The sequence below is a fragment of the Corynebacterium sp. HMSC069E04 genome, from assembly GCF_001813175.1.
Classification (GTDB): Bacteria; Actinomycetota; Actinomycetes; order Mycobacteriales; family Mycobacteriaceae; genus Corynebacterium; species Corynebacterium aurimucosum.
The window spans coordinates 104,373-119,375 of the sequence record NZ_KV811686.1 but is presented as its reverse complement, the minus strand read 5'-3'; the positions used below and the strand labels follow the sequence as shown (position 1 = coordinate 119,375).

General features: G+C 60.5%; 18 protein-coding genes and 1 pseudogene. 13 read left to right on the top strand and 6 right to left on the bottom strand.

The features are described from left to right. A partial coding sequence (locus HMPREF2896_RS12990) for a hypothetical protein (protein ID WP_210388761.1) occupies positions 1–265 on the top strand: 265 nt, incomplete at its 5' end. A 165-nt stretch (positions 266–430) separates the two neighbouring features. On the opposite strand, the gene ramB is transcribed toward HMPREF2896_RS12990, so the two are convergent. Further along, positions 431–1,837 (bottom strand): acetate metabolism transcriptional regulator RamB, encoded by a 1,407-nt coding sequence (ramB, locus tag HMPREF2896_RS08170; protein WP_070645737.1) that lies wholly within the window; start codon positions 1,835–1,837, stop codon positions 431–433. A gap of 402 nt (positions 1,838–2,239) precedes the next feature. Here ramB and HMPREF2896_RS08165 point away from each other — a divergent pair, with 402 nt between their 5' ends. The 5 genes from HMPREF2896_RS08165 (at position 2,240) to HMPREF2896_RS08145 (ending at position 7,002) form a co-directional block, all read left to right on the top strand. Next, entirely contained in the window at positions 2,240–2,995 is a 756-nt protein-coding gene (locus HMPREF2896_RS08165; RefSeq protein ID WP_070444033.1) for a succinate dehydrogenase cytochrome b subunit, read from the top strand. A 15-nt stretch (positions 2,996–3,010) separates the two neighbouring features. After that, positions 3,011–5,050, top strand: coding sequence for a fumarate reductase/succinate dehydrogenase flavoprotein subunit (locus tag HMPREF2896_RS08160; RefSeq protein ID WP_070719035.1), 2,040 nt, complete (start codon positions 3,011–3,013; stop codon positions 5,048–5,050). Further along, complete coding sequence (locus HMPREF2896_RS08155) at positions 5,050–5,799, top strand: succinate dehydrogenase/fumarate reductase iron-sulfur subunit (protein ID WP_070444027.1); 750 nt, start codon at positions 5,050–5,052, stop codon at positions 5,797–5,799. Before HMPREF2896_RS08160 ends, HMPREF2896_RS08155 begins: the two co-directional genes overlap by 1 nt. A gap of 47 nt (positions 5,800–5,846) precedes the next feature. Beyond that, positions 5,847–6,218, top strand: coding sequence for a hypothetical protein (locus HMPREF2896_RS08150; protein WP_070444024.1), 372 nt, complete (start codon positions 5,847–5,849; stop codon positions 6,216–6,218). A 436-nt stretch (positions 6,219–6,654) separates the two neighbouring features. After that, positions 6,655–7,002, top strand: coding sequence for a DNA polymerase family A protein (locus HMPREF2896_RS08145; protein WP_246824010.1), 348 nt, complete (start codon positions 6,655–6,657; stop codon positions 7,000–7,002). Here the strand turns inward: HMPREF2896_RS08145 and HMPREF2896_RS08140 are convergent. Beyond that, entirely contained in the window at positions 6,999–7,916 is a 918-nt protein-coding gene (locus tag HMPREF2896_RS08140) for an Abi family protein (protein WP_070711091.1), read from the bottom strand. The genes HMPREF2896_RS08145 and HMPREF2896_RS08140 overlap by 4 nt on opposite strands. 315 nt (positions 7,917–8,231) lie before the next feature. On the opposite strand from HMPREF2896_RS08140, the pseudogene HMPREF2896_RS13095 reads away from it, so the two are divergent. The 6 genes and pseudogenes from HMPREF2896_RS13095 to HMPREF2896_RS08115 form a co-directional block, all read left to right on the top strand. Continuing rightward, positions 8,232–8,834: pseudogene (locus HMPREF2896_RS13095) on the top strand (phage antirepressor); the annotation flags it as partial. Positions 8,835–8,842: 8 nt separating this feature from the next. Beyond that, complete coding sequence (locus tag HMPREF2896_RS12985; protein WP_210384666.1) at positions 8,843–8,998, top strand: hypothetical protein; 156 nt, start codon at positions 8,843–8,845, stop codon at positions 8,996–8,998. 121 nt (positions 8,999–9,119) lie between these two features. After that, a complete protein-coding gene (locus tag HMPREF2896_RS08130) occupies positions 9,120–10,454 on the top strand; it encodes a DUF445 domain-containing protein (protein WP_070719031.1) in 1,335 nt (444 codons plus the stop codon). Between the two features lie 15 nt (positions 10,455–10,469). Then, a complete protein-coding gene (locus HMPREF2896_RS08125; protein WP_070719028.1) occupies positions 10,470–10,931 on the top strand; it encodes a CGLAU_01105 family protein in 462 nt (153 codons plus the stop codon). A 13-nt stretch (positions 10,932–10,944) separates the two neighbouring features. Then, complete coding sequence (locus tag HMPREF2896_RS08120; protein ID WP_070719024.1) at positions 10,945–11,235, top strand: DUF2516 family protein; 291 nt, start codon at positions 10,945–10,947, stop codon at positions 11,233–11,235. After that, a complete protein-coding gene (locus HMPREF2896_RS08115; RefSeq protein ID WP_070719023.1) occupies positions 11,235–11,684 on the top strand; it encodes a deoxyribose-phosphate aldolase in 450 nt (149 codons plus the stop codon). Before HMPREF2896_RS08120 ends, HMPREF2896_RS08115 begins: the two co-directional genes overlap by 1 nt. A 24-nt stretch (positions 11,685–11,708) precedes the next feature. Here HMPREF2896_RS08115 and HMPREF2896_RS08110 read toward each other — a convergent pair whose 3' ends face one another. Genes HMPREF2896_RS08110 through HMPREF2896_RS08100 form a run of 4 tightly spaced genes read right to left on the bottom strand, consistent with a single transcriptional unit; the run spans position 11,709 to position 13,855 of the window. Continuing rightward, a complete protein-coding gene (locus tag HMPREF2896_RS08110; RefSeq protein ID WP_070719022.1) occupies positions 11,709–12,503 on the bottom strand; it encodes an LmeA family phospholipid-binding protein in 795 nt (264 codons plus the stop codon). Between the two features lie 23 nt (positions 12,504–12,526). After that, a complete protein-coding gene (locus tag HMPREF2896_RS08105) occupies positions 12,527–13,207 on the bottom strand; it encodes a class I SAM-dependent methyltransferase (RefSeq protein ID WP_246824011.1) in 681 nt (226 codons plus the stop codon). Beyond that, positions 13,208–13,336, bottom strand: coding sequence for a hypothetical protein (locus tag HMPREF2896_RS13130; protein WP_256375588.1), 129 nt, complete (start codon positions 13,334–13,336; stop codon positions 13,208–13,210). Between the two features lie 27 nt (positions 13,337–13,363). Beyond that, positions 13,364–13,855 (bottom strand): DUF2505 domain-containing protein, encoded by a 492-nt coding sequence (locus tag HMPREF2896_RS08100; RefSeq protein ID WP_070645756.1) that lies wholly within the window; start codon positions 13,853–13,855, stop codon positions 13,364–13,366. Positions 13,856–13,879: 24 nt separating this feature from the next. Here HMPREF2896_RS08100 and HMPREF2896_RS08095 point away from each other — a divergent pair, with 24 nt between their 5' ends. Then, on the top strand, positions 13,880–15,001 hold the full coding sequence (locus tag HMPREF2896_RS08095; RefSeq protein WP_070719021.1) for a UDP-N-acetylmuramate dehydrogenase: 1,122 nt from the start codon (positions 13,880–13,882) through the stop codon (positions 14,999–15,001). Positions 15,002–15,003 lie beyond the last annotated feature (2 nt).

Here is a 15,003-nt window from a genome sequence, read left to right as displayed (position 1 = left end):
TGGTTTTAGCGCCGTAGCGCGCCTGCCTTTAGCCGAAGAGCTTGGAGGACAGAACGAACGGTGCATTAACGATGGTTACGAGAAGGCCCTGAATCTGGCCAAGGAAACCGTTAGCAAAGCTGCTCATGATAGTGATCCTTTCGATAGGGGATATCGGTCATGTTCCATTATAAGAAATTCGACCCTGAAAAATCTATGTATTTTGATAGGCAAAATCATGAGAAAGCTTTTTAAGGTCAATGTATATGGGCTGGCGGAAGCTTAAATGTCCAGTTCAAGATGTATAACAGGATTCCTGGGGGCGGATCTGTCCCCGGAAAAATTCATCCCGACTCTGGAGAGCGCTCCCCATAAAAGACAATAAAACGTTATTTGTGGTGTAAAAGCGTTCCTTTTGGCTAGTCCCTACTGCACGTGTCGCGAGATCTGGTTAGTACGGCGCAACCGCGGAGCGGTGGGCATCAATGACTAACTGCTCGTTGATAGCGGGGAAAGCTCGCTGCGAACAGTTCTGGCGCGGGCAGGTGCGGCAGCCAGCGCCAATCGGGGTCGCGGAAGAAAGGGCATCGAGGTTCAGGCCCTGGGCGTAGACAGTGCGGTTGGCGTGGCGGGCCTCGCAGCCCAAGCCGATGGAGAAGAGCTTGTTGGTATCCCCGAAACGGCCTTGCGGGTAGCTCACCGTGCGCGAAACCCAGAGGTAATTGCGCCCATCCGGCATCTGCGCCAGCTGGCGGGAAATGGTGTTGGGGCGTGAGAAGGACTCGTAGACATTCCACAGCGGGCAGGTGCCGCCGGAGTTGGAAAAGTGCACGCCCGTGGCTGATTGGCGCTTGGACATGTTGCCGGCGCGGTCCACCCGTACAAAGGTAAAGGGGATGCCGCGCTTGTTGGGTCGCTGCAGCGTGGAAAGGCGGGAGGCAATGGTTTCATAGCCCACGCCGAAAACATTGCAGAGGTACTCCACGTCATACCCGGATTGCTCGGCCTCACTATGGATGAGGTTGTAGGGCAAAAGGATGGCTGCAGCGTAGTAGTTGGCGATTCCCCGCTTGGCCAAGTTGATCGAGGCATCCGAGGTGAAGGGTTCTTCGTCCACGAGGTGGCTAATAAGCTCACCCGCTTCCAGGAACCCCAGCTCCGCCGCCATGCGGAAGGCGCGCTGGCCCACGCTCAGGCGGCTGGCTAGGCGAAGGGTGCCGGTGTTCTTGTCAAAGCGGTGCAGTGTGCCATCCATGCGATCGGTGGTGAGAATCTCCACGCCGTGCTGGGATGTGAGCCTGTCATTTAGAGCCTGCTCGATATCGCGGATGTGGAAGGGGGTGACGCCGAGCTCCGCGGCAATTCCCTCCGCATGAATATCCAATTCATCGAGGTAATTCTGCCGGGCATAGAAGAAGTCCCGCACCTCGTCGTGGGGCATGGATAGCGCCTGGCTGCCATCCGAGCGGCGGGTGTCGGTGGCAAGCGAAAGCTTGTCGCGAATGTTGCGGTAGCGACGGTGGATATCCACGAGCGTGCGGGCAACGGTGGGGTGGTTATAAACCAACTCGGACAATTCCTGAAGCTCCACGGGGGAGGGGCAGATTTCCTGGTCTTGTACGACATCCTGGATTTCTGCCAGCAGGCGTGAGTCATCATCGCGGGAGAAGAACGTGGCATCAACGCCAAATGCTTCAGTGATTTTCAGCAAGACCGGGACGGTAAGCGGGCGCACGTCATGCTCAATCTGGTTGACGTAGCTCGCTGAAAGTCCCAGCGTAGCGGCGAGGGAGGCTTGGCTGAGATCACGTTCGCGGCGCAGCTGGCGCAGGCGCGAACCCACGTATGTCTTGCTCATGTGAGCTAGGTTACCTAGTGCCTTTCACTCATAACAATATTTTTGCAAGGAATGTGTGAAGTATTTTAACTCCGCTGCGAAGTGGGGGTGTTGGCAAGGTGCTGGGCGGGAAATGAAAGGCGGATACCAAGCGAAAGTTTGACACCTAAAGGGGTAGGGTCGTCACTCACGCCACACCCTGTGACAAAAGTCTCATCGGCGAAATGTTTTCGCAAGGTCAATATTGCGTAAAGGGAAGTGATCAAGGTAGAGCGGCAAAAGGGGTGGGGCACTTAAGGCAACCCTTGCCTTATCTCAAATCTTTCGGCGGGCTGTAGGAGGGGCAAGGGGCCTGCAAAGCAAAGAGATAACTAGTGGTCAGCGTGAAGTTCTGCGTAAGGTAAGGACGACTATGGAGGTGTCATGTCTGTAAAAAATCCTGACCGTGAAGCCCTCGCTCACGGCCGTATTACTAATGAAACGATTCGTCCTAAGCCAGGAATTCCGTCCTGGGCTTTGAAACTGACGATGGCAATTACCGGTCTGTTCTTCGCACTCTTCGTTGTGGGACACATGGCCGGCAACTTGAAGCTTTACCTGCCGGCTCATGACGGCCAGGAAGCCCTCGATGCCTACGGCGCATTCCTGCGCAGCATGGGTGATCCGCTGATTCCGAGCGGCCACCTTCTGTGGATCATCCGCATCGTTTTGCTGGCGTGCGTGATCGCCCACATTTACGGTGCCTTCGCGCTGACCGCTCGCTCCAAGGCATCCCGCGGTAAGTTCAAGCGCACCAACCTGATGGGCGGCATGGATTCCTTTGCGACGAAGACCATGCTGGTGACCGGCGTCGTGCTGCTCCTGTTCATCGTCTTCCACATCCTGGATCTGACGATGGGTGTTCAGCCGATCGCTCCGGAGGCTTTCGCTCATGGTGCCGTGAAGGCCAACATGATCGCTACCTTCTCCCGCTGGCCGGTGACCATCATTTACATCGTCGCCATGCTCTGCCTCTTCCTGCACCTGACCCACGGCATCCGCCTTGCGGCTTCCGACCTGGGTATTACCGGTGCTAAGTGGCGCGAGGTATTTGTCATCCTGGCGTACGTTGTCCCGGCCGTCGTGTGCCTGGCAAACATCGTCATGCCGTTGTCCGTCGCCCTGGGCTGGGTCAGCTAAAGGAGTTTTGAACCCATGACTAACGCGAATCCTGTGTCGAACGCGAACACTGAACTCAAGCGCGAGCACCCGAACTTCTCGCACCCGCAGTCCATCGTCCCGGGCGTTAAGCCGGGCCGCATCCTGGAGTCCCACGAGCCGCACGGCGTCCCGATGAAGGACATGTGGAGCTACCAGAAGGACCACATGGAGCTGGTCTCGCCGCTGAACCGCCGCAAGTTTGAAATCATCGTTGTCGGCACCGGCCTGGCTGCTGGTTCCGCTGCGGCTGCCCTCGGCGAGCTGGGCTACAAGGTAAAGGTCTTCACCTACCACGACTCCCCGCGCCGTGCGCACTCCATTGCTGCGCAGGGTGGTGTGAACTCTTCCCGCCACAAGAAGGTGGATAACGACTCCGCTTACCGCCACACCAAGGACACCGTGAAGGGTGGCGACTACCGCTGCCGCGAGTCCGACTGCTGGCGCTTGGCTTATGAGTCCATCCGCGTCATCGACCACATGAACGCCATCGGTGCTCCGTTCGCTCGCGAGTACGGCGGCACCCTGGCTACCCGTTCCTTCGGTGGTGTGCAGGTCTCCCGCACCTACTACACCCGTGGCCAAACAGGCCAGCAGCTGCAGCTGTCCACCACGTCTGCGCTCTACCGCCAGATTGGCCTGGGCAACGTGGAGCTCTTCGCTCACCACGACCTGCAGGACATCATCACCTACACCGACGGTGGCAAGAAGCGCGCCGGCGGCATCGTGACCCGTAACCTCATCACCGGCGAGCTGAAGGCCTTCACCGGCCACGCAGTCATCCTCGGTACCGGCGGTTACGGCAACGTCTACCACATGTCCACGCTGGCTAAGAACTCTAACGCCGGCGCCATGATGCGTGCGTACGAGAACGGTGCTTACCTGGCTTCCCCGGCATTCATCCAGTTCCACCCGACTGGCCTGCCGGTGAACTCCGAGTGGCAGTCCAAGACCATCCTCATGTCCGAGTCGCTGCGTAACGACGGCCGCATTTGGTCTCCGATCAAGGAGAAGGATGACCGTCCTGCCAACGAGATTCCGGAAGAGGAGCGCGACTACTTCCTGGAGCGCCGCTACCCGGCCTTCGGTAACCTCGTCCCGCGTGACGTGGCGTCCCGCGCCATTTCCCAGCAGATCAACAAGGGCCTGGGTGTTGGACCGCTGCACAACTCTGTGTACCTGGATTTCCGCGACGCCATCGAGCGTCTGGGCAAGGACAAGATCCGCGAGCGTTACTCCAACCTCATCGAAATGTACGAAGAGGCCATTGGTGAATCCGCTTATGAGACCCCGATGCGTATCGCCCCGACCTGCCACTTCACCATGGGTGGCCTGTGGACGGACTTCAATGAGATGACCGCCATCGACGGTCTCTTCGCCTCCGGTGAGTGCTCCTGGACCTACCACGGCGCCAACCGTCTGGGTGCGAACTCCCTGTTGTCCGCTTCCGTTGATGGCTGGTTCACCCTGCCGTTCACCATCCCGAACTACCTGGCACACCACCTGGGTGAGGCCAAGCTGGCTGAGGACTCTGCTGAGGCCAACGAGACTGTCGCTCGCGCTCAGGCTCGCATCGACCGCCTCATGTCCATCCAGGGTGCGGACCCGCACGGTCCGGCGTACTACCACCGCCAGCTGGGTGACATCCTCTACTGGGGTTGCGGCGTATCCCGTAACGTCGAGGACCTCAAGGTTGCCATCGAGAAGGTTCGCGAGCTGCGCAAGGACTTCTGGGCTAACGTCCGCATCACTGGTGAGGCCAACGACATGAACCAGGTCCTCGAGTACGGTCTGCGCGTTGCTGACTACATCGACCTGGGTGAGCTCATGTGTATTGACGCCCTTGACCGCGACGAGTCCTGTGGTGCTCACTTCCGCGAGGACCACCTCTCCGAGGACGGCGAGGCCGAGCGTGATGACGAGAACTGGTGCTTTGTTTCCGCTTGGGAGCCGGGCGCTGCTGAGGGCGAGTTCATCCGCCACGCTGAGCCGCTGTACTTTGATTCGATCCCGCTGATGACAAGGAACTACAAGTAATGAAACTGACACTTGAGATCTGGCGTCAAGCCGGACCGACGCAAGAAGGCAAGTTCGAGACCGTGCAGGTTGACGACGCCGCCGAGCAGATGTCCATTCTGGAGTTGCTCGACCACGTCAACGACCGCCTCATTGAGGAAGGCACCGAGCCTTTCGCATTCGCTTCTGACTGCCGTGAGGGCATCTGCGGTACCTGTGGCCTCCTGGTCAACGGCCGCCCGCACGGCCCGGGCCAGAACACCCCGGCCTGCCAGCAGCGCCTCTTCCAGTTCAAGGATGGTGACACCATCAAGCTGGAGCCTTTCCGTTCCGCTGCCTACCCGGTTATCAAGGACATGATCGTGGACCGCGCCAAGCTGGACCACGTCATGGAGCAGGGCGGTTACGTGTCCATGGATGCGGGTACCGCTCCGGATGCTGACACCCTGCACGTTAACCACGAGACCTCCGAGTACGCTCTGGATCACGCTGCCTGCATCGGCTGCGGTGCCTGCGTGGCATCCTGCCCCAACGGTGCTGCTCACCTGTTTACCGGTGCCAAGCTGGTTCACCTCTCCCTCATGCCGCTGGGCAAGGAAGAGCGTGGCCGCCGCGCACGCAACATGGTGGACGATCTGGAGCAGAACTTCGGCCACTGCTCGCTCTACGGCGAGTGTGCCGACGTCTGCCCGGCTGGTGTGCCGCTGACCGCGGTTTCCGCGGTTACCCGCGAACGTGCACGTGCTGCTTTCCGCGGCAAGGACGACTAAGCTATAGTCATTCACAGGATTAACAGGAACGAGAGAAAGTTTCAGCCATGAGCGACCTCAACCCGGCAGTTGCTGATCACCACAGCGAGACCTACCCGGAGTTCTCCGGTAAGATTCAGGACTCCTACATCGAGGGATATGACCCCGTTTCTTACGGCGCACCGCACTCTTCTTTGCTGCGCACCTCCACCTGGGTGGGCATGGGTCTGACTCTCTCGATCCTGCCGCCGCTGGGCATCCTGATCTGGGGCCTCGGCACCTGGCTCTACCCGGACGGCACCGCCGGCGCTGACTACCAGATCAACCTGATCGTGGGCGCCATCGCCAGCGTCGTCGTAGCCATCCTGGCTATCGCCGCCGTCAAGTATGGCCGCCGCTACTACCGCCAGTACCGCAAGGAAACCGGCCGCATCAACTAGGCACCTCCTAGGCCGTTGAACGCCTGAGTTTCTGTACTGGTACCACAACAACCCCCATCTCCAAACACACATGGGAGACCATGTGAGGCGGTGGGGGTTGTTGGCGTTTGGGGTGGGGTAGAGGGAGCGCAGCCAAGCACAAGGGGATGACTGAGGCACCGACGCTTGGCGACGCCTCCCGCCTCCCGCCACAATGAGGGGGAGGGAAGTGCTCAGGATGACGTCTTTAGGTCACTTGGTATTTGTCTAATAGTTCTCCACTGCGTACATCACCACGCTTTTGGGGTTGGTCGGGCCGAAGTCCGTATCGTCGTTGAGGGGCCTGACCCCCGACGCCATCACCACCCGCCAGGCTGTTCGGCTGTGCAACCTTCGCTTCACTGCCGAGTCCGGCATCTTGTTTATCACCCCGCCCTCTGGTAGGCGGCTAGCCTGCGTGAAGCCCCAGCTGGGTGATAACCGGTGGGGCGGCGCCTCCATCACCTACAGCGATGTCACGACCGGACGCAAGTGGGGGCGGCTAGAGACCTACGGCGGGAAACTCGTCGAGAACATCGGCCAAGCAGTCGCTCGTGACCTCCTCGTCCACGGCATGACATTCGTCGCTCAGGCTGGGCACAAGATTGTCATGCGCGTCCACGACGAAATCGTCATCGACGAACCCGAGGACTCCGACTTCACCATCGCCGATGACTGCCAGCTCATGACGACCCCACCCGACTGGGCAGCGGGACTGCCACTCAACGCCGACGGGTACGAATGCGACTACTACCACAAGGATTAGACGCGCCAGAGAGACACCTCGCGCCAGTTGTCAGGTGCTCCTGTGCGAGAAAACGGCACGATGGGATTGTGCGGGTAGGTGTGGAACAGCTTCGGTAGCCGGTCGGCCGGAGACAAGCCCAGTTGGCGGTGCAAGTATTGGATAAGGGAGAGCTGGCCGAACAAGCGATTCATTCCTTCAGCTACCGGAGCCAGCCTGACGTCATTGTTCAGTTTCGGTTTGATGTCGTAAACACGGTTGAACATCCTTGCATGATGAGCTGCGTAATTGCGCAGAATATTCAAGGATTTCAGCCATGATTCAAGCTGAGGACCAGTTAGGCCGCAGGGCTCGGAAACCTGTTTGCGCACGATATTGGGCGACATGCCGTACAAGTACGACAGCATCCCCCAATCCATGATTTCGACAGCCGCCCAGATGGGTAGAGTCCCGCCATATTTGGATTTATGGTGGGCGACGAAGTCCTCCTTCGACGCTTTCAATGACGACAGGTACTTTCTCATCCACACCTCGTGCACGCTACGCCCGTCTTTGTTTCGCTGCCGTGCCCGAGCGCTCAAACGCTGGGGATCCAAATAGATCAGCGGGTCAAGGCGACCCAGTTCGTGGCCGAGCTTGGTTCGAATAGCCAACTCCACGCGATCAAGCTCGATGAATACGCTGTGGCGCAATTGTTCGTCAAACTCATAGAGGGCTACCACCAGGTCAAACGATGCTCCCTCCACGAATTCATCTCGGGCAGTGCCGTCGTCTTGGGAGAAACGGCGCATCGGGTACCAGTATCCGGACAAGCGGTAGTAGTTCAATCGCGCCAACAGCGTCTCAGCATGCTGGGGATCATTCACTCGCATCCCACGCTGACGAAGCAATTCGACCTGTTCACCGTAGGTCTTGAACTGCTTTACTCGCTCCACGCGCACCCCTGTTTGATACGAAAACAAAGACCGGCCCTGGACTCCCACCGAGGCGGGCAGCGGAACCGGTCATGTTGACTACGAGGTTACCTGGTTGATGACGCCGAAGCAAGAGCACGGGCCACGGAGCCATCGGTACGTTCACACACCAGTGTGCCCTCTGACCCGTCCGGATTTGTCGGGGATCGGGGGCGTATGGGCGAGAGCCTTCCTCACACCGTGTCCGGTTTCGGTGCCTGCCGTGCCTGATAGATGAGAGCCTGGCGCACCCCGCGCCTGCGATTGTCTACCCGGCTCTCAGAAAAGGAGCAGGTCATGGCTACCGCGCTACATGCGTTCACCAACCACGAGTTCGGTACGATCCGAACCATCACCTCGGGCGGGCAGGTCCTGTTCTACGGCAAGGACGTGGCCACCGCCCTCGGCTACGCCAACACGAAAGATGCCCTGGCGCGTCACTGCAAGGGGTCGTGAGTCACTACCCTCTTGAAACGGCTGGTGGCATCCAGCAGGTCAGGTTCATCAGCGAAGGCGACCTGTAACCGGCTGATCGTCTCCTCCAAGCGACTTGCCGCCGAACAAGCCCTGTTGAGGGCGGCACCGAAGGTGTCCTATTACGACGTGGTGCTGGCGTCGTCGTCGCTGATCACCACTACCGAGATCGCCAAGGACTACGGCCTGTCGGCGAAGAAGCTCAACCAGATTCTGCGCGAGGAGCAGGTGCAGTTTCACCAGTCCGGGCGCTGGTTCCTCTACGCTAAGTTTGCTGAGCAGGGGTACACCCAATCCAAGACGCACGAGTACGACGAGGGAAAGACCCACACCCACATGTACTGGACGCAGAAAGGCCGCCTGTTCATCTATGGCCTGTCGAAGAACACCCGTGGCCTGCTGCCGGTGATCGAGCGTGAAGGCAAGGACGCCAGATGACCACCACTGTGCTTCTTGATATCAGAATACCGAAGAAGAATGTCGAAGGATACCCCGACCCGACCTGCTACCGGGCGCTGAAAGCGATTCAGGTCCCCGGACGGTTCATCTACGGCACCACCAACGGGCCCTCGGCAGGCTGGCATTCATAAAGCTAGGAGTTGATCTTAGTGTTGCTGGCTATCGAGTGTGTCCGTTACGCACGCTAATGTTGATTGATGGATTCGCTATCCATCACGAAGCCTCGTTTACCCCCACCAAGGAGAACCACCCATGACGCACCGCGCAGACGCAGGGCTTGAGCCGGCTCGGGAAACGTCGGCGACGCAGACGTCGTTTGTGCCGCAGCCAGGAAACCAGGAGGCGCGCCGGGCGGATCTGCGCCGCTGGAAGGCGATTGCGCTGTCCTTCCTGATTGGTGCGGCGGTGATCTTTTTGGGGTGCTCGTGGTGGCAGGCGTCGGCAAGCGGGGCTCCGGTCTGGGTGGGCTACGTGCGTGCGGCAGCGGAGGCAGGCATGGTCGGTGGACTGGCGGACTGGTTTGCCGTGACCGCGCTGTTCCGCCGCCCCATGGGGCTGCCCATCCCGCACACAGCACTCATCCCCAACAACAAGGACCGCGTGGGTGATGCACTCAAGGACTTCGTGGAGGAGAACTTCCTCACCGCGGATGCACTCAGCGCCAAGGTGCGGGAGGCAGAGATACCGCTGTGGTTGGCGCGCCAGGGCGTGGAGCCTGGGCGGGCGGAGGAGGTCTCCGCGTGGATTGGTGAGCGCGCAGCCAGCGTGGTCGCAGACCTCGACCCGGCGGAGGCAGAGCAGTTCATCCGCACCCAGGTCATGGACCGTCTGGCAGAGCCGGAGTGGGGGCCGCCGCTGGGACGCCTGTTGGAGGGCTACATCGCGGATGGCAAGGCGCGGCCGTTGGAGGATGACCTCATTGACTGGACGCACGGGAAGATCCTCGGCATGGAATCCACGGTGGTCACCGCCATTGACGAGCGCATGCCCGGCTGGGCACCGCGCTTTGCCCGCGAGATGGTGGGGGAGAAGGTCTACGCAGAGCTCGTGGAATTCGCCGATGAGGTGCGCCGCAACGGCAACCACGAGGCCCGCCTGGCCATTCGCCGCAACCTATCCAAGCTGGCCTCGGACCTGCAGTGGGATGAAGATATGCGCGGGCGCATCGAGGGAATTAAGCAGGAGATGCTGGCCTCGGAGCAGGCACAGAAGGCACCGGCGGCGATGTGGGCGACGGTCTCCTCCACGCTCATTGAGCAGCTCACCGACCCGGAGTCCTTCCTGCGCCAGAAGATCACCGCCAAGGTGAAAGAATTGGCGCACCGCCTGCTGGAGGATTCGGAGTTCCTGGCCCAGGCCAACGAGCTGGTGGACAAGGCCGCGCGCTATGCGGTGGAGAAATTCGCACCGGAGATCATCGCGATCATTCCGGAGACCATCAAGCGCTGGGATGCCCAGGAGGCTTCCGAGAACATCGAGCTCATGGTGGGCAAGGACCTGCAGTTCATTCGCCTGAACGGCACGGTCGTGGGTGCACTGGCTGGGTTGGTTATCTACACTGTTAATCATCTGCTTTTTGGCGTCTAACAAGGAGTGACGACCATGTCCGTATTTGACTCAATCAAGAATGCCGGTTCCTCTGCTTTTGATGTGGCCAAGGATTTTGGTGGCCGTTTCAAGGAGGAGCGCCAGAACCAGGCCCAGAGTGCGCAGGCGGATCGCATTGCCCGCGCCGCCGATGAGGCAGGAATGGGTGACGGCACCGCGAAGGAAGAGTCCTTCTTCGACCGCGTGACCTCCACGGCGAAGAACATTGGGGAGTCCGTGTCCTCCGCTGCCCGTGAGACCCGTAACTCGGAGTCTTTTGAGAAGGCCCGCGAGGATTTCAACACCGCCTTCACCGAGACCTGTGAGGGTGTGCAGGGCGCTATCAACAACGCCAAGGAGCAACGTGCGGAGGGCAAGCAGGCCCAGCAGCCGCAGGAGCCGCAGAGCCCACGCAACCCTTATGCCCCGAAGCCGAATGATGATGTCATTGACGGCGAAGTAGTTGACGAGAACTAGTTAGTCTTTCTTGATGCACACTTTTTTAAACATTATTGCGTCGATACCGCAGTACATTTTCATGGCGGTATCCCTCTTCGCCCTCTTTGGTGCCGTCCTGGCAGCGATGACGCGGGAGGATGCTTTCCGCGCCGGTGACCGCCAGAACAAGTGGGTATGGGTGGGGCTGCTCTTCGGTTCCGCCCTGGTGATGAACCTGCCGCTGCCATTTGTTAGCTGGATTGGTGCCATCATCACCGGCGTGTACTGGTTTGATGTGCGCCCGCAGCTCAAGGCCATCATCAACGGCGATTATTCCTACTAATGCTGAACCTGCTTGAGGCCTCCGTGGAGGAAGTACGAAACCAGTCGGCGGGGCAGCAACGAGTGCTTGTCTCCCCGCACCACGTGCTTGCCGCTGAGGGTGCCGAGCACGTTATTGCTGTTGCCGGTTATCCCACCGGACGCCACCATTCGTTGGTGAAGGCGGCGGAGGCGCGGCTGGCCGTGCAATCAGGCGCCGCAGAGGTGTGGGTCGCGGTGGATGCACTGCTTGGCGACGTCACCTCGCTCCTCTCCGAGCTCGTCACCCTCCGCGAGGCCTGCCCGCTGCCCGTGCGTTTGGGGCTCATTCTTCCTGAGCATTCGGCTCTGCCGTTGCCGGAGTATGTGCGTGCTGCAGAGCAGGCGGGCTATCAGTGCCTGGTGGATCCGGGGTCCGTCGTTTCAGACGACGAACCCTTGGATACGCAGCTCGCCTTAGAGAGCCTCTAACTCTCTGCTTTAGTTTTTCGGTTCTTAGTTGGCCGGTGCCTGTGCTGGTGCGGTGGCGGAATCGAGCTCGCTCATCGGAACGTCGTGGCCAATGAGGGTGAGCGTGAGTTCGCCAGCCCCAACATCCACGGATTCGAAGGTCAGCTGCTGGCCCGCGAGCTGTTCCTCCATGCCTTCGGCCAAGGCATTCGAAATCGCGGAGGTGGCCTGCTCGGGCAGGTCGAAGCCGAAGAGCGATGCTTCCTTCGCATCGATGGCGAGCTTGCCGTCGCGAGCTTCCGGCTTGAGCGAGAGCGTGGCCAGGCCACCGGCAAATTCCACTTCGAGGTCATCCTCGGCATCGTTGGCGGTAATCGCGGTCACCACGAGGTTGCCCAGCGCGTCATAGCCGGACTGCTCAGCAATAGCCTTTTGGAAGCTGGCCAGTAGGAATTGATCCGGGACCGTCGTCGAAGCCCGCAGCGTGCCCGCGACCGGCTCCTGGGACAGCGTCATGTCTTCGACGTGAATATCAGCGGCCGGTTGGCCGATGATGTTAGTGCCCTCAATCTGTAGCGTGGACGGGGTCTTCATATCCATCTGCGGAATCTTGCCGTTGAGCATGCCAAAGACCATGGGGCTGGCACCAAAGCTCACCTCCGGTTCCTCGGAGGTCTCCACGCCTTGCTCCTTGGCGGACTGGGTGAATTCGCTCTTCATCTGTGAGCCCAAGAACCAGCGTATACCGAGCTCAGCTACCAAGATGATGAGCAGGAGTGCAACGAGCACGCCGATGAAAATTTTCCAGGCCGTTGAGGCGGGAGATTTAGAAGAAGCCATGACTACTAGTGTGGCGCACGGGCTTAAAGTTGGCCAACTACGAGTTCCCAATCCACTGTGAGCACGTTATCCCGCAGGCGGCGGTTCACCGGATGGATGGGCACTGTCTGTCGGAGTTCTTTACGCGCCATGCGCCAGCGCACCCGCGGTCCATAAGGAGACCAGCCGGCGGCGCGGTCCCAGGCGGCATCGGCCGCTTGCAGGAGTTCATGGATTGGCTCACCCGGCACGTTGCGGTGGATGAGGATCTTGGGCAGGCGCTCCGCGATATCGCTGGGGCGCTGAACGTCGAAGGGATCCCAGGCGAGGGTCAGCGTGCGTGGACCGGCGGCGCTGAGAAGCACCCAGGCCGCCCTGCGCCCTAGCTCATCGCAGGTTCCCTCCACGAAGAAGCCGCCCGGAGCAAGACGCGAGGTCACCGTGTTCCAGGCTTTCTCTACTTGGTCAACGTCATACTGGCGCAGCACGTTGAAGGCGCGCACTAGCTGCGGGCGGTAGCCGGCAAGCTCGAAGCCGCCGAGCTCGAAGGTGACGCCATCGCGCGGCGGCAGGACGCGCTCGGGGGAAATCTCTAGGCCCGTTACCCGGGTATTCGGGTTAACGCTGCGCAGCCAGCCCGCCCACTCCACGGTGGTGGTGTGGGAGGCGCCGTAGCCGACGTCGAGAGCCAGCGGCTTACTCGTGGAGCGCAGCAGCGAAGAGATTTAAGGGTGCGCCACCATCCAGCGATCGCAGCGGCGCAGCCGGTTGGGGTTGGTGGTGCCGCGGGTAACAACGCCGAAAGGCCGACCAGCGCTTTCCTGAGCCTTCAGGTTATGCGCGTGATCGGCCATAGCAACAACTGTGGTGTAGGGAGTTGTTTAGAGGTTGTTGGAGATCCACTCTTCGGTGAGCTTGCCCTCGTTGGTGTAGAGCTCCTGCAGAGCCTCAGCGACCTTCGGCTCGATGGCAGCGCCCATCATCGGGATGTTGACGGAAACCTCGGAGACATAGTCCAGAACGGTGGTCTCATCCTGGGACTTGTAGGTGATGTCACCCTTGAAGTCGACCGGGGTGCCCTTGACGTCAGCGGTGAAGGAGACGGACATCTGATCATCGACAACCTCGCCGATGGTCACGGTGCGCTTTTCCTTCAGGTCCTGGGAGACCATGGCGCGAACAGCCTCCGGGAGGAGGGAGGTCGGAAGAATCTCGTAGAGCACGGCGGTGTTGCCGGTGAACTCGTGCACGGTACCCGGTTCCGGGGACAGCTTGGCCACGATGAAGTCCCAGTACTCCCGAGTGGTCAGTGCCTTGTGCACCTTATCGATGGGCTGGTTGATGATAACGGTGTTTTCGCTACGGGTTGACATGAGTTACAGACTACCTTGGTAGACGTGCTAGATAAATTCCTGACCCTCGCTGACATTGACGGAGTCACTCTGGATTCCGAGACCACCTTCGCCGATCTCACGACGCTGCGCATCGGTGGTGCACCGCTGGTGACGGTGCGCTGCGCCAGCGCTGAGGCCGCTATCGCTGCGTTGGCAGCGCTTGACGAGTCCTCCCAGGACTACCTCGTCGTCGGCGGCGGCTCCAACCTCGTGGTGGCGGAAGGCCAGTTGGATGTCGTGGTGGTCACCCTCGACTTCGAGGACATCGACGTCACCGTGGCCAACGGACTCGTGCGCGCTGATGCGGGCGCGGTGTGGGATGACGTCGTGGCCCTGACCGTGGAGAGCGGCCTGGGCGGCATCGAGTGCCTTTCCGGGATCCCGGGCAATGCGGGTGCCGTGCCGGTGCAGAATGTCGGCGCCTATGGCGCGGAGACCTCCGACGTCCTCACGCAGGTCTATCTCTATGAGCGCGCTACCCGCACCGCGACGTGGGTACCGGCCGAGGAACTGGAGCTGGCCTACCGTTACTCCAACCTGAAGTTCACTGGCCGCGGCGTGGTGTTGGCTATTGAGCTGCAGCTGACCACTGATGGATTATCCAAGCCGCTGCGCTTTGGCCAGCTCACTCAGAACCCCGGTGAGCGCCGCCCGGTCGCGGACGTCCGCGAGGAAGTACTGAAGCTGCGTCGCGGCAAGGGCATGGTGCTCGACCCAGACGACCACGACACTTGGTCAGCCGGTTCCTTCTTTACCAACCCCATCGTGGAGCCGCAGCTTGCTGACTCCATCCAGGAAGCCGTCCGCGCCACCCGCGGCGACGAGGATGCTGACCGCATGCCCCGCCATGCGGTGCCGGCAAGCGGCACCGCATCTGGAGAAGGAAAGGAAAAGCTCTCCGCTGCCTGGCTCATCGAGCGCGCTGGCTTTGCCAAGGGCTACCCAGGTGAAGAGTCGGGCGCGAAGGCAACACTTTCCACTAAGCACACCCTGGCGCTGACCAACCGTGGTGAGGCCACCGCAGACGACATCGTTGCGCTGGCCCGCGACATCCGCGCCGGGGTTCAGAAGGCCTTCGGCGTGACGCTGGAGCCGGAGCCCATCTGGCTGGGTGTGAGCATTTAAGG